At 60.8% G+C, this 13,328-nt stretch carries 12 protein-coding genes; 9 read left to right on the forward strand and 3 right to left on the reverse strand.

The genetic code is table 11. The features are described 5' to 3' along the window. Window positions 1-45: 45 nt before the first annotated feature. From HMPREF3053_RS09335 to HMPREF3053_RS09370, 8 genes are all read left to right on the forward strand, one after another. Window positions 46-1,215, forward strand: a complete 1,170-nt coding sequence (locus HMPREF3053_RS09335) for an acyl-CoA dehydrogenase family protein (RefSeq protein WP_049193284.1) — start codon at window positions 46-48, stop codon at window positions 1,213-1,215. 2 nt (window positions 1,216-1,217) lie between these two features. Beyond that, entirely contained in the window at window positions 1,218-1,760 is a 543-nt protein-coding gene (locus tag HMPREF3053_RS09340) for a MaoC family dehydratase (protein WP_049172760.1), read from the forward strand. Window positions 1,761-1,767: 7 nt separating this feature from the next. Next, window positions 1,768-2,646 (forward strand): HpcH/HpaI aldolase/citrate lyase family protein, encoded by an 879-nt coding sequence (locus tag HMPREF3053_RS09345; RefSeq protein ID WP_049172762.1) that lies wholly within the window; start codon window positions 1,768-1,770, stop codon window positions 2,644-2,646. A gap of 103 nt (window positions 2,647-2,749) precedes the next feature. Next, window positions 2,750-4,504 (forward strand): AMP-binding protein, encoded by a 1,755-nt coding sequence (locus HMPREF3053_RS09350; RefSeq protein ID WP_048731620.1) that lies wholly within the window; start codon window positions 2,750-2,752, stop codon window positions 4,502-4,504. Window positions 4,505-4,508: 4 nt separating this feature from the next. Beyond that, the gene (locus HMPREF3053_RS09355) at window positions 4,509-5,261 is read left to right on the forward strand and encodes a CoA transferase subunit A (protein WP_049172764.1); all 753 of its coding nucleotides are present in this window, start codon (window positions 4,509-4,511) and stop codon (window positions 5,259-5,261) included. Continuing rightward, a complete protein-coding gene (locus HMPREF3053_RS09360) occupies window positions 5,262-5,930 on the forward strand; it encodes a CoA transferase subunit B (RefSeq protein WP_005509864.1) in 669 nt (222 codons plus the stop codon). 58 nt (window positions 5,931-5,988) lie between these two features. After that, window positions 5,989-7,197 (forward strand): acetyl-CoA C-acetyltransferase, encoded by a 1,209-nt coding sequence (locus HMPREF3053_RS09365; protein WP_049172766.1) that lies wholly within the window; start codon window positions 5,989-5,991, stop codon window positions 7,195-7,197. 132 nt (window positions 7,198-7,329) lie between these two features. Continuing rightward, on the forward strand, window positions 7,330-8,193 hold the full coding sequence (locus HMPREF3053_RS09370; RefSeq protein WP_049172768.1) for an HpcH/HpaI aldolase/citrate lyase family protein: 864 nt from the start codon (window positions 7,330-7,332) through the stop codon (window positions 8,191-8,193). Here the strand turns inward: HMPREF3053_RS09370 and hypD are convergent, their stop codons facing one another. Together hypD and HMPREF3053_RS09380 are read right to left on the reverse strand one after the other, a co-directional pair. Next, the gene (gene hypD / locus HMPREF3053_RS09375) at window positions 8,194-9,345 is read right to left on the reverse strand and encodes a hydrogenase formation protein HypD (RefSeq protein WP_049172770.1); all 1,152 of its coding nucleotides are present in this window, start codon (window positions 9,343-9,345) and stop codon (window positions 8,194-8,196) included. 16 nt (window positions 9,346-9,361) lie between these two features. Continuing rightward, window positions 9,362-9,631, reverse strand: coding sequence for a HypC/HybG/HupF family hydrogenase formation chaperone (locus HMPREF3053_RS09380; protein ID WP_049172773.1), 270 nt, complete (start codon window positions 9,629-9,631; stop codon window positions 9,362-9,364). A 123-nt stretch (window positions 9,632-9,754) separates the two neighbouring features. Here HMPREF3053_RS09380 and hypE point away from each other — a divergent pair, with 123 nt between their 5' ends. Then, window positions 9,755-10,897, forward strand: coding sequence for a hydrogenase expression/formation protein HypE (gene hypE, locus HMPREF3053_RS09385; protein ID WP_049172775.1), 1,143 nt, complete (start codon window positions 9,755-9,757; stop codon window positions 10,895-10,897). On the opposite strand, the gene HMPREF3053_RS09390 is transcribed toward hypE, so the two are convergent. Then, window positions 10,894-13,302 (reverse strand): carbamoyltransferase HypF, encoded by a 2,409-nt coding sequence (locus tag HMPREF3053_RS09390; RefSeq protein ID WP_083317240.1) that lies wholly within the window; start codon window positions 13,300-13,302, stop codon window positions 10,894-10,896. The genes hypE and HMPREF3053_RS09390 overlap by 4 nt on opposite strands. Between the last annotated feature and the right edge of the window lie 26 nt (window positions 13,303-13,328).

A 13,328-nucleotide genomic window follows, 5' to 3' on the forward strand; every position in this document is an offset into this window, starting at 1 on the left:
CCAATCAAGTCCCACACCTACAAAATCTTTTAAGGAGCACTCATCATGTCCGAAAGCACCAAGATTGCAACCGCCATCCTCGACGACGAATACGTGGAACTGCAGAAAGTAGTTCGCGAATTTGCCAACGAAGTTGTCGATCCGGTTTCCGCCGAGCACGACCGCAACCACACCTTCCCGTACGAGATTGTCTCGCAGATGGGAGAAATGGGCCTGTTCGGTCTGCCATTCCCTGAGGAAGTCGGTGGAATGGGCGGCGACTACCTGTCCTTCGGTATCGCTCTGGAGGAGCTGGCTAAGGTCGATCAGTCGGTCGCTATCACCCTGGAAGCGGGCGTTGGCCTAGGTGCCATGCCGATCTTCCACTTCGGCAATGACAAGCAGAAGGAGACCTACCTGCCCGAGCTGACTGCTGGTAAGAAGCTCGCCGGTTTTGGTCTCACCGAGCCGGATGCAGGTTCCGACGCCGGTGCCACCCGCACCAACGCCCGTGAAGACGGCGATGATTTCGTCATCAACGGTGCCAAGCAGTTCATCACCAACTCCGGCACGGATATTACTTCGCTGGTTACTGTCACCGCAGTCACCGGCCAGAAGGACGATGGAAAGAAGGAGATTTCTACCATCATCGTCCCGAGTGGCACGGAGGGCTTTGTCGCGGAACCGGCTTACGACAAGGTCGGTTGGAATGCCTCCGACACCCACCCACTGACCTTCACCGATGTCCGCGTCCCCCAGGAGAACCTGCTGGGCACCCGTGGACGCGGCTTCGCTAACTTCCTGTCCATCTTGGCGGAGGGCCGAGTCGCGATTGCAGCGCTTGCCACCGGTGCCGCCCAGGGCTGTGTCGATGAGTCGGTCCGTCACGCCAAGGAACGTCAGTCCATGGGCCGTGCAATTGGCGAGTATCAGGCTGTTTCCTTCAAGATCGCACGAATGGAAGCGCGTGCGCATGCCGCACGCATGGCGTGGTACGACGCAGCCGCAAAGATGGCCGCGGGCGCAGATTTCCGTCGTGAAGCGTACATCGCCAAGATGATCGCCTCCGAGGCAGCGATGGACAACGCGCGCGACGCGACACAGATTTTCGGTGGCTACGGATTCATGAACGAGTACCGCGTGGCACGTCACTACCGCGACTCCAAGATTCTGGAGATTGGCGAGGGCACCACCGAAGTTCAGCTCATGCTGATCGCACGTGGATTGGGGCTGTAAAAATGGCTGACAACAACGCAACCGAAGTCACCCACGACGTCGTCCAGCGCGGACTGTGGTTCGAAGAGTACGAGGTCGGCGCGCGCTACCTGCACCGTCCGGGGCGAACCGTCACTGAAACCGATGACGTCCTCTTCACGACGCTGACCATGAACACCCAGCCACTGCATCTGGATGCGCACTGGTCGAGCCAGCAGCCGGGATTCGGCGGCGAGCGTCTGGTCAACTCCATGTGGACGCTGTCGACGGTTGTCGGGCTGTCCGTCGGGCAGCTGACGCTCGGCACCATCGTCGCCAACCTCGGCTTCACCGAAGTGGCGTTTCCCGCACCGATGTTCCACGGCGACACCCTGTATGCAGAGACCGTCTGCCGTAACAAGCGTCGGTCCAAGTCTCGCCCCAACCAGGGCATTGTCGAGCTCGAGCACATCGGTCGCAATCAGGACGGCACGATCGTCTGCCGCGCCGTCCGGTCCACGCTCGTCCAATGCGCACCGACTTCGCTTGACGACGGCTCCGAGAACGCAGCTTCAGCGGGGAAGTGAGTGGCTCATGTCTACGCATAAATCCTGGCAGCCGCTGGGCCCTGCAATTCTGTTTGCGCCGGCAGACAGGCCGGAACGATTCGCTAAAGCTGCTGACCGTGCCGACATGGTGATTCTGGACCTGGAGGACGGCTGTCGCGCAGAAAACCGTGAGGCTGCCCGCGAGGATATCGCCTCCTGTGACCTCGACCCGGCCCGCACGATTGTGCGTGTCAATCCACCGGAGGTTGAGGACTACGCAGCGGATATTGACATGCTGCGTGGCACCGCTTTCCGCCAGGTGATGCTGCCCAAGGCTTCCTCGGCTCAGCAAGTGGATGAGTTGGTAGCGGCACTGGGGGAGAAGACCCAGGTCATTGCCCTTATTGAAACTCCGCTTGGGGTCATGCGCGCCGAAGAGCTGGCGCAGGCCGATGGTGTCGTTGCACTGTTCTGGGGCGCAGAGGACCTGGTGGCGGGATTGGCGGGAACGTCATCACGCTTTAGCGAAGCAGAGGCTGCACTCGCGCCGGGCCGTATCCATGCGGGTAGCTACCGCAGTGTGGCGGTACATACCCGCAGCCACGTTCACCTGGCTGCAGCGGCGCACGGTAAGGCCAGTCTGGATTCCATCTACGTCAATATCTCCGACGCAAATGGGCTAGCTGCGGAGGCCGCAGATGCCGCTGCGTTGGGATTTGCCGCCACCGTCTGTATCCACCCCGGTCAGGTCCCGACAATCCGCAAGGCTTACCGCCCCAGCGACGAGGAGATTGATTGGGCGCGTCGGCTCTTGGCGGAAGCGGAAAAGAACACCGGTGCCTTCAGCTTTGACGGCCAGATGGTGGATGCGCCGCTCTTCCGTCAAGCAGAAGCCATTGCTCGGCGAGCTGCTGTAACCGGTTAGTCCCACGGCCGGTAACGACCACTGATTTATCCCCCTAAAGAACACATTTTCCTCTCACACACTCCGCACTCTGCGGAGTCACTTAAACTAAGGAGATCTCCCCATGACCGCGACATTGAAGAACCACGCAGAACAGCGCACTGCTGATCCTTCGAAGCTGCCGGAGGGCTTCACCACTGTGCCGGCACCATACGGCAAGGATGTTGTCGATGCCGATGGCAACAAGATGAGCCACGTGTTCGGCGCCGGTGTCGAGCAAGGCGCCGCTCCACTTCGCGATGAGACCCTCGGTGAGAACCTGCGTGCGATTGTGGAGAAATTTCCTTCCCGCGACGCCGTCGTTGACGTCTACGCGGATGTCTCCTTTACCTTTGAGCGTTTCTATAACCGGGTTCTGCGCCTGGCCAGCGCTTTCATCCGGGAGGGCTACCGTCCAGGAGACCGCATCGGCATTTGGTCCACCAACCGCTGGGAGTGGACCGTGGTGCAGTACGCCTGCCACCACATCGGCCTGGTGCTGGTCAACATCAACCCGGCTTACCGCCAGCACGAACTGAACTACGTGCTGGAAAAGGCAGGTGTGCGTATGGTGTTTGCCGCTCGCCGCTACAAGGACTCCGATTACCGAACCATGCTGATTGAGGCCTCCAAGCAGCGCGGTGTGCGCTTGGACAAGGTCATTTACTTCGGTTCGTCCGAATGGTACGAGCACATGCACAGCGAAATCGACGACCTGAGCGAGTACACCTCCCAGCTGAAGCCGGATGATCCAATCAACATCCAGTTCACCTCGGGCACGACAGGCTTTCCCAAGGGCGCTACGCTAACGCACCGCAACCTGCTGAACAATGGATACTTCATCGGTGAGCTGTTGGGCTACACCGAGACCGACCGCATCTGTGTGCCGGTGCCGTTCTTCCACACCTTCGGCATGGTGATTGGCACCTTCGCCGCCTTCACCCACGGTGCCGCTATTGTCATCCCGGCCCCGTCGTTTAAGGCGCGTGAAACACTCAAGGCTGTGCACTCGGCCAAGGCCACCAGCCTCTACGGCGTGCCGACGATGTTCATCAATGAGCTTGAAGAAGCTCATGATCAGGAGGAATACGGATCCCCCTACGACCTGTCGCTCCTGCGCACAGGAGTGATGGCAGGTACCTCGTGCCCGTCGAAGACCATGCGTGATGTGATGGATAAACTCAATATGCGCGAGATTGCCATCTGTTACGGCATGACGGAGACCTCGCCGGTGTCCTTCCAGACCCGCGCAGATTCTCCTCTGGAAAAGCGCGTCAACACCGTCGGCCAGATTATGCCGCACTTGGAAGCCCGCATCATTTGTGAAGAAACGGGTGAGACGCTGCCGCGAGGCGAACAGGGCGAGGTTGTCGTTCGCGGTTACTCCGTTATGAAGGAGTACTGGGAGCACCCGGAAAAGACCGCCGAGGCCATCGACGCCGACGGTTGGATGCACACCGGCGACTTGGGTGTGCTTGACGACGAGGGCTACCTGTCCATCACCGGACGTATTAAGGACATGCTCATCCGTGGCGGTGAGAACATCTACCCGCGCGAAATTGAAGAGTTCCTGTTCACCCACCCGGCTGTCGTCGATGCGCAGGTCATCGGTGTGCCGGATGACAAGTACGGCGAAGAGATTATGGCATGGGTAATTCTGCACGACGATGTGGAAGACTTCACCGCTGACGATGTGGCGGCCTTTGCCCACGGCAAGCTGTCGCGTCACAAGATTCCGCGCTACGTCCACGTCGTCGAGGAGTTCCCGATGACCGCGTCGGGCAAGGTCCGCAAGGTCGAGATGCGTGAGATGGCTCCGCGAATCCTGGGCTGGGTGTAGAAGAATGTCAAAAACAACTGATCAGACCGGCCGTGAGCTTGTCGCAGGCCTTGTCACTGATGGAATGACCCTGGCAGTTGGCGGCTTTGGCCTGTGTGGTGTGCCATATACCCTCATCGAAGGCGTGCGCGACTCCGGGGCAAAAGACCTCACCATCGTGTCCAACAACATGGGCATTGACGGTACTGGGCTCGGCATTCTGTTGGAGAACAAACAGGTGGCAAAGGTAGTGGCCTCCTACGTCGGCGAGAACAAGGAGTTTGCCCGCCAGTACCTCGAAGGAGAAATCGAGGTGGAGTTCACCCCTCAGGGAACTCTGGCTGAGCGGCTTCGCGCAGGGGGCGCAGGTATTCCGGCGTTCTACACCGCAACCGGCGTCGGCACGCTCGTTGCAGAGGGCAAGCCCCACGCCGACTTCGACGGGCAGACCTACGTGCAGGAGCGTGGCATCGTTGCCGACATTGGCCTGGTGCACGCCTACCACGGCGATATCGACGGCAACCTTGTCTATCGCCGGACCGCGCAGAACTTCAACCCACTGTGTGCAGCATCCGGCAGGGTGACCGTTGCGGAGGTGGAGCACTTGCTTGGCCGCGGTGAGATCGACCCGGATCTGGTGATGACTCCGGGTGTGCATATCCAGCACATCGTCCGCGGTGACGGCCGCGAGAAGCTCATTGAAAAGCGCACAACTCGGCAACGCAATACCGATTCCAGCCACGATGCCGGTGACGCGGCAGCAGGGGAGGAGATTTAAATGGCACCTGCGAAGACAATTATGGACAAGGGCTGGAGCCGTGACGAGATGGCACAGCAGGCCGCCGAAGAGCTGCGCGATGGCGACTATGTGAATCTGGGTATCGGCATTCCGACACTGGTGGCAAACCATATTCCCGAAGGTGTGCGTGTTCTGCTGCAGAGTGAAAACGGAATTTTGGGAATGGGCGCCTTCCCATATGAAGGTGAAGAGGACGCCGACCTTATCAATGCGGGTAAGCAGACCGTGACATTGGTGCCGGGCGCGGCAATCTTCGACTCCGCCACCAGCTTCGGCATGATTCGCGGCGGTGCTGTGAAAATGGCCGTGTTGGGCGCAATGGAGGTTAGCCAGTGCGGTGACCTGGCCAACTGGATGATTCCGGGAAAGATGGTAAAGGGCATGGGCGGCGCGATGGACTTAGTCGCTGGTACCCCTCGAGTGGTGGTTTTGACCGATCACGTTTCCAAAGATGGCAAACCAAAATTGGTAAAAGCCTGCGAACTGCCCCTCACAGGTGCAAAAGTAGTGAAAAGGATTATTAGCAACCTGGGAAGCTTCGATGTCGCTGATGATCACCTGGTGCTACGCAGGCTGGCACCTGGAGTGACGCTAGCCGATATCGAGGCCAACACCGAAGCCGCATACGTGGTTGACCTCGAGAATTAAATACGCAGCAATCATGGTCAGTCCACACTCATCAGATTTGACTTAGGAGAATCCATCCATGAGTAACCTTCCAGCTCCCAGCCCGAATGATGTCGTTATCCTCGCCGGTGCCCGCACCCCGCAGGGCAAGCTGCTCGGCCAGCTGGCACCGCTTACTTCCGTCGAACTCGGCGCACATGCTGTCAAGCACGCTGTCCAGCGTTCCGGCGTTGCCCCGGAAGAGGTTCAGCACGTCGTTCTGGGCCAGGTGATTCTCGCAGGTGCTGGCCAGAACCCGGCTCGACAGGTCGCCATTAAAGCAGGTCTGCCATGGAATACGACCGCTGAGATCGTTAACAAGGTCTGCCTCTCGGGCCTAAACGCTGTCATTCACGCCGCTCGCTTGATTCGTCTCGGTGATGCAGACGTCGTCGTTGCAGGCGGTCAGGAGTCCATGACGCACGCTCCGCACGTTGCACGCGGTGTTCGTCAGGGCCAGTCCTTCGGTGCGCTGAAGCTGGAGGACACCTTGGAGCGCGACGGTCTGGTCGACTCCTTCGATGGTGTGTCCATGGGTACGCTTACCGACGGTCCGAACAGCGACCTCGGCATTAGCCGCGAGCAGCAGGACGAGGTTGCGGCCGCTTCTCACCAGCGTGCGGCTAAGGCGCAGGAAGACGGTATTTTCGCGCAGGAAATCGCTCCAATCGAGATTCCGCAGCGCAAGGGTGACCCGGTAGTTGTCGACACCGACCAGGGCATTCGCCCGGAGACCACGGTGGAGACCCTGGCTAAGCTGCGCCCGGTCTTCCTGAAGGAAAACGGCACCATCACTGCCGGTAACTCCTCGCCGATTTCCGACGGTGCCGCAGCAGTTGTGCTGGCATCGCGTGCTTACGCAGAAAAGCACGGCCTGGACTACCTCGCAGTTGTGGGCAAGGCTGGCCAGACCGCAGGTCCGGATAACTCCCTGCACGCTCAGCCTGCGGACTCTTTGAAGGAGGCCCTGCGTCGCGCTGAGTGGGACGCGCAGGAGCTCGACTTCATCGAGATCAACGAGGCATTTGGTGCGGTGGCCGTCAAGTCCCTGCGTGAGCTGGACTACCCGCTGGAGAAGACCAACATCCACGGTGGCGCGATTGCCCTCGGCCATCCGATTGGCTGCTCTGGTGCCCGCCTGACTCTGACCGCTGCGATGGAGCTGAACCGTCGCGGTTCGGGTCGCGCTGGTGTGTCCCTGTGCGGTGGCGGCGGTCAGGGCGATGCGCTGCTGCTGTACCGCGACTAATCGCCAAAGGCTGAAAACTCAGCAAGCCCGCGTTGTGGTTTCCACTCTATGGATGCCACAACGCGGGTTTTGTTGTCTCCTGGGGGAGCCCCTGCACGAAGGTGATTCGAGTTTTCAATTAGGTTAGGAGCTATGACAGGCTTTAGCTCCCTCGATGGTGAACAGACCTTCCCTTGGCTTCCCTCTGGCCCGGCGCTACTCTTCGCCCCGGCTGACCGTCCGGAACGTTTCCAGAAAGCTGCTGAACGATCGGACATGGTCATCATTGACCTGGAAGACGGCGCTGCCGTTGACAATCACGAGCAGGCACGTGCGAACATCATCAACAATCCGCTCGACCCGGAGACGACTATTCTTCGGATCACCGGTCCCGGGACTCCGACCTTCGCGGAGGATGTCGCCTTTGCCCGTGCATGTGACTACGACATCGTCATGGTGCCCAAGATTCGAGACTCCATCCCCGCAGAGCTCGAAGGGTTGAAGATCATCGCGATGATTGAAACCCCGCAGGCCATGATTAATATCCAGCAGATTGCCATGCACCCGGACGTTGTGGGTCTGTTCTGGGGCGCCGAAGACCTGACCGCCGAACTCGGTGGCGTGTCCTCGCGCCAGAGTGTGGATGAAAACCCTCGTCGCCACTACCGCGATCCGCAGCGATTGGCTCGTGCACTCGTTCAGGTGCATGCAGCTGCGGCGGGTATTGCCGCCATTGATGCCGTTCATACTGACTTTCGCGATGAGCGCGGCCAGTACCTAGAGGCTCTCGATGCCGTGGGCTGTGGTTTCCTGGCTACGGCCTGCATCCACCCGGCGATGGTGCCGCCGGTGCGCAAGGCATATAAGCCGTCGGAAGCAACGCTCGCCCGCGCCCGGAAGATTGTCGATCACGCAGGTACGCACACTGGCGCCTTTCAGCTCGATGGCGAGATGATTGACGCGCCCGTCGTAAAGCAGGCGGTGGCAGCGCTCGCGCGTGCGGGAATTACGGAGTAACTAGCGGCGGGATTTCGCCAGGTTCTCGGTGACCTTCCGATCGATGCGGCCGAAGTTGTAGTACGCCGCACAAGCGCCTTCGGGGGAGACCATGCAGGTGCCGATGGGGGTCGCCGGGGTGCAGGCAGTGCCGAAGACCGCGCACTGCCAGGGCTTGATGTGGCCGGTGAGCACAGAACCGCATTCGCAGGTCACGGGATCTGGGATACGGCGCCCCGGCACCTGGAAACGACGCTCGGCGTCGAATGCCGCGTATTCCTCAGAGATGCCGAGGCCGGAGTTTTCAATCCAGCCGAGGCCACGCCACTCGAAGGTGTCGCGGAGAGAAAAGACGCGGTCCATAAGTTTCTGCGCGGTGGTGTTGCCGGAGGAGCGAACGACGCGCGCGTACTGGTTGTCCACCCGCGACTTACCGGCAGCAACGTCGCCGCTGACGAATTGATCCAGCAGCATGACGACGGCCTGGAGCACATCCAATGGCTCAAAACCGGTGACCGCCACTGGCAGATTAAACTCGCGCGGCAGGAACTCAAAGGCGTCCGTGCCGGTGGTTGTAGCCACGTGACCTGGGCCGATGAAACCATCGACCTTGGTTTCGCCGCCGTTGACGATGGCGCGCAGTGGCGGCTCGATGAGTACGTGGTTGGAAAATACGGAGAAGTTTTCCACTCCCTGCCGGCGCGCGGCCTCAACGGTCACGGCAGTCGACGGGGCGGTTGTCTCAAACCCGACGGCGAAGAAAACGACCTGCTTATCGGGGTTATCGGTGGCAATCTTCAGCGCGTCGAGAGGCGAGTAGACAAAGCGCACATTGGCGCCGCGCGCACGTGCCTGCATCAGCGACGTTTCGGACCCCGGAACACGCATCATGTCGCCGAAGGTCGTGAAAATGACGTCTTCTTGCTGTGCCAGCCAAATGGCATCGTCGACGCGGCCCATGGGGATGACGCAGACGGGGCAGCCGGGCCCGTGGATCAGCTCGATGTTCTCGGGTAGGAGGTTTTCCAAGCCGTAACGGTAAATGGTGTGCGTGTGCCCGCCACAGACTTCCATCAGCGCGATGGGCTTTTCCAGCTTGGTGGCCTCGCGTTCAATGCGTGCGAGCAGCTTCTTCGCAGCGGCGGGGTCGCGGAATTCGTCAACGTATTTCATGGTGCCGTCCAGCCCCTCAGTTGATCTGTGACGATGAGAAGGATTCCAGCTCATCCTCGTAAGTGTCGCCGCCTAGCTGTTTGATTTGCTGGAGCGAAAGTCTGGCTTCTTCCTCGTCGATCTTGCTCATGGCGAAACCGACATGTACGAGAACCCAGTCACCGGCGGTGAGGTTCTCGTCAACAAGTAAATCGGTGGAAATCATGCGTGCGACGCCACCAATTTCCACTGTTGCACGGGCAGCATCGTGGACTTCTGTGATGACGGCAGGGACACCAAGACACATACGCTTCTCCTCGTTTGCAATACTTATCGAGACTACCATCAGAGGCAGCGAACCTCGTTTTCGAAGGACGAGTGACGCAAGCAGTTTTGTCCGCCACCAGCTGTGAAGTTAGGGATAGTGAGCATGCAGCCGAAGAATCGTCTGAACACCAACGAAGCCAAGGTAAACACCAATATTGGTCGCGTTCGGGCACGTCCGTTCAGGCTTCTCGACGATTACGTCACCTTGCAACACGGCTCCGGTGGAAAGGCCTCCGCAGCTCTGGTTGAACAGGTCTTTTTCGACGCCTATGGCAATGAAATTTTAGGGCAGGGTGGCGACTCCGGGCTGTTCGCTGCCGAAGCCGTCGTCGAGGCTGCGGCAGCTTCTGCACATGGTGGGGCGCGGTTGGCAATGTCCACCGACTCCTATGTGGTCAATCCCATCGAGTTCCCGGGCGGCGACATCGGGGATTTGGCCGTCAACGGCACGATTAACGATCTGGCGGTAGCTGGAGCCAGGCCCCTGGCGCTGACCGCATCGTTCATTCTGGAAGAGGGGCTGGAGATTGCGACTCTGCGCCGCATTGTGGCGAGTATGCGCGTCGCTGCCGATGCCGCAGGGGTGAGCATCGTCGCCGGCGACACCAAGGTTGTGCCGAAGGGCGCAGGTGACCAGGTCTACATCACCACGGCCGGGATGGGCGTGGTCCGCGGCGACTACGCCGGTGCCGCTACGAAAGGATCTGTCTACGCAAACATCGAGGCCGGAGACCGCATCCTCGTCTCCGGTCCAATCGCCGATCACGGCATGGCCGTCATGCTCGCCCGCGGCGACTTGGCTCTGGCCGCGCCTATCGAGTCCGATACCCGTGCCGTCAACGGCCTGGTCGAGGCACTACTTGAAGCTGCCCCCGGCACTCGCTGGATGCGCGATGCCACTCGTGGCGGCCTCGGCACGGTCGCCAACGAGCTCGCCCGTGGCACCGGTCTTGGTGTCGTACTTGACGACGATTCCATTGCGGTCCGTGAAATGACCCGTGGCGCCTGTGACATGCTCGGCATAGATCCGCTCTACGTCGCCAATGAAGGCACCTTCGTCGCCGTTGTCCCCGCCGGGCAATCCGAGGCAGCGCTCAGTGCGCTCCACGCAGCCGGGGCTTCCGAGGCTTGTGATATCGGCTCCATCGAGGACGAGCCCGCCGCTTCCGTGGTACTGGTCACCGGATTCGGTGGCACCCGCATGGTGGACATGTTGGTCGGCGACCCGCTGCCGCGCATCTGCTAGACATCCATGCCCGTTGCCGCCAGCAGGCGGCCGGCCACCGCCTGACCAAGACTCAAGCCGCCATCGCCCGGTGGCACAATTTGATGCTGCAACAGAGTAAAGCCCTCAGCTGCAACTTCGCGCCGCAGCAGCTCCATCAACAGCGCATTATTCGCGCAACCCCCGCTGACGCCGACAACATCGGTGCCGGCTTCCTCCGCAGCCTGCACCAATCGCTTGCCGACGACACCCGCGACCCCACCGTGAAACACAAATGCGGCCTGCTCAGCGTCAGGCGATGCTACCGCCTCCCGAATGGCGTCCTGGAAGGGCACTGGCTTGGTCTCTGAACTGACCGCTTCAAGCGCTTCCGCATGTGACCTCACGTAGCGAGTCGCCGCTGCCTCCAACTCCATGGCCGCTTGCGCCTCGTAGCTGATGGCTCCGCCACCGCGCCAGCGAGGAAGCAGCAGTGCTGCGGCGGCATCGAATATGCGGCCGAGAGATGAAGTTTGCACTGTGCCAACTCCCGTCGCCAACTGGCTTTTAACCAGGGCTACTTCGCGCTCGTTGGAGAGGTTGCGCACAAGGTGGTCGTCGTGAAGCTCCCATGCGTGAGTGAGACCGAGGGCGAGCCTCCACGGGTGCGTGACGGCGCGATCTCCACCGACCAACGGGAAAGTGGGGCAGTGCCAGGTGCGTTCCCAGTTTGCGGAACTGCGACTGAGCGTGAGGATCTCGCCGCCCCAGATGGTGCCATCAGTGCCGTAGCCGGTGCCGTCGAGGGTGGCGACGACGGCACGGCCCGCGTTCAGGGAAAGGAGACGGTGCTCGGCGAGTAGGGAAAGCGCGTGGGCGAAGTGGTGTTGAACCGCGAGCAGCTCGATGTCGTGCTCGGCGGCGAAGCGTTCGGCGAAGGCGGTAGTGGCGTAGTCCGGATGCAGATCGCAGACGACAAGCTCCGGGGTCGCGTCACGCATGGAAAGCAGCTGGTCAACTGCTCTCTGGAAGGCCTTCTGACTGGCCCACGAACCCATGTCGCCAATGTGCGCGGAGACGTGAGCGAGGTCCCCATGCGCGATAGCGAAAGTGTTCTTCAGCTCTCCGCCGGTCGCGAAAATGGTGGGTTGGGACGTGTTCCGGGCGCTGGTGCCAGGGCCAGTGTCAGTGCCAGGGCCAGGGCCAGTGTGGCTACGAGAATCGGTGGGCGTGATTGAAACGGGGACGGGAGCGAAGCCGCGGGACCGGCGTGATGGGGCGGTGCCGATGAAAACCGAATCTTCAACGGGTACGTGGATTTCGCGGTCGTGGAGGATGAAAGCGTCGGCGATGTGACCGAGTTTCTTCAGCGCATCGACATTGTCGGTACACACGGGCTCGCCACTGAGGTTGTCGCTGGTGACCACGAGCGGGCGATCGCAAAGTAGCAGGTGAATGCCTGAGTACGGAAGCATAATCCCGAAGCTGTCGAGGCCCGGTGCGATGAGATTGGAAAGCGGCCCCGACCGCTGCTTCGGTGCAATCACAATCGGTGCCTCAGGGGAGTCGAGGAAACGCTTCTCCTGCTCAGTTAACTCAACCAGTTGGGCAGCGGTGTCAACAGTGGGGGCCATTACCGCCAACGGTTTGTCGGGTCGACGTTTGCGCATCCGTAGTTTCTCGCAGGCAGCGTCATTGGTGGCATCGCAGACCAGGTGAAAACCACCAATACCTTTGACGGCGAGCAGGGCGCCGTCGTCAAGCAGTGCGTGTGCGCGACGAAAGAGCGCGAGAACCTCCTCGCGGGAGGTGGCGGTGATGGTGCCGCCTGCATCGTGCCAGCTCAGACGCGGGCCACAGTCGAAGCAGCTGATTGGCTGAGCGTGATAGCGGCGGTCGGTGGGGTCGGTGTACTCGCGCTCGCACGGGGTGCACATCGGAAAGGCCGCCATAGTGGTGCGCGGGCGGTCGTAGGGCAGTTCAGTGATGATGGACAGGCGCGGTCCGCAGTTGGTGCAGGAGATGAAAGGGTAGAGGTAGCGCGGGTTGGTAGGGTCGAAAAACTCACGGCGGCAGTCCGGGCACAGTGCAGTGTCGGGCGGAAGCAGTGCGCGGCCGGAGTAGCTGTGGCGAGAGGGCACGATGGTGAACTCGCGCTCATGGCCCAGTGTCGCGATGTGCTCGGCGGAGTGATTGATGATGCGGGCAAGCGCCGGCAGTTCGGTGAAAAGCTGGCTGCGGAAGGCAGCGAGGGCGTCCGACGTTCCTTCTACCTCGATGAATACGCCCTGCTCATCGTTGCCACAGAAGCCGACGAGACCCGCGCGCCGGGCGATGGTGGCGACAAAAGGGCGGAATCCGACCCCCTGGACGATACCTTCGATACGCCAGCGAATGCGTTGAATGCTCGTACCCATCCCCGCCCCGGTCGTGCCTGCCTTTTCCATACATTCAACTTTACGTAAGCGGCTCG

The organism is Corynebacterium sp. HMSC064E07 (genome assembly GCF_001815745.1).
Taxonomy (GTDB): Bacteria; Actinomycetota; Actinomycetes; order Mycobacteriales; family Mycobacteriaceae; genus Corynebacterium; species Corynebacterium jeikeium_D.

Bases quoted from the DNA above. Each gene is read 5' to 3' on its own strand.
- HMPREF3053_RS09335 (WP_049193284.1), top strand. From the start codon at position 46: ATGTCCGAAAGCACCAAGATTGCAACCGCCATCCTCGACGACGAATAC.
- HMPREF3053_RS09340 (WP_049172760.1), top strand. From the start codon at position 1,218: ATGGCTGACAACAACGCAACCGAAGTCACCCACGACGTCGTCCAGCGC.
- HMPREF3053_RS09345 (WP_049172762.1), top strand. From the start codon at position 1,768: ATGTCTACGCATAAATCCTGGCAGCCGCTGGGCCCTGCAATTCTGTTT.
- HMPREF3053_RS09350 (WP_048731620.1), top strand. From the start codon at position 2,750: ATGACCGCGACATTGAAGAACCACGCAGAACAGCGCACTGCTGATCCT.
- HMPREF3053_RS09355 (WP_049172764.1), top strand. From the start codon at position 4,509: ATGTCAAAAACAACTGATCAGACCGGCCGTGAGCTTGTCGCAGGCCTT.
- HMPREF3053_RS09360 (WP_005509864.1), top strand. From the start codon at position 5,262: ATGGCACCTGCGAAGACAATTATGGACAAGGGCTGGAGCCGTGACGAG.
- HMPREF3053_RS09365 (WP_049172766.1), top strand. From the start codon at position 5,989: ATGAGTAACCTTCCAGCTCCCAGCCCGAATGATGTCGTTATCCTCGCC.
- HMPREF3053_RS09370 (WP_049172768.1), top strand. From the start codon at position 7,330: ATGACAGGCTTTAGCTCCCTCGATGGTGAACAGACCTTCCCTTGGCTT.
- hypD (WP_049172770.1), bottom strand. From the start codon at position 9,345: ATGAAATACGTTGACGAATTCCGCGACCCCGCCGCTGCGAAGAAGCTG.
- HMPREF3053_RS09380 (WP_049172773.1), bottom strand. From the start codon at position 9,631: ATGTGTCTTGGTGTCCCTGCCGTCATCACAGAAGTCCACGATGCTGCC.
- hypE (WP_049172775.1), top strand. From the start codon at position 9,755: ATGCAGCCGAAGAATCGTCTGAACACCAACGAAGCCAAGGTAAACACC.
- HMPREF3053_RS09390 (WP_083317240.1), bottom strand. From the start codon at position 13,302: ATGGAAAAGGCAGGCACGACCGGGGCGGGGATGGGTACGAGCATTCAA.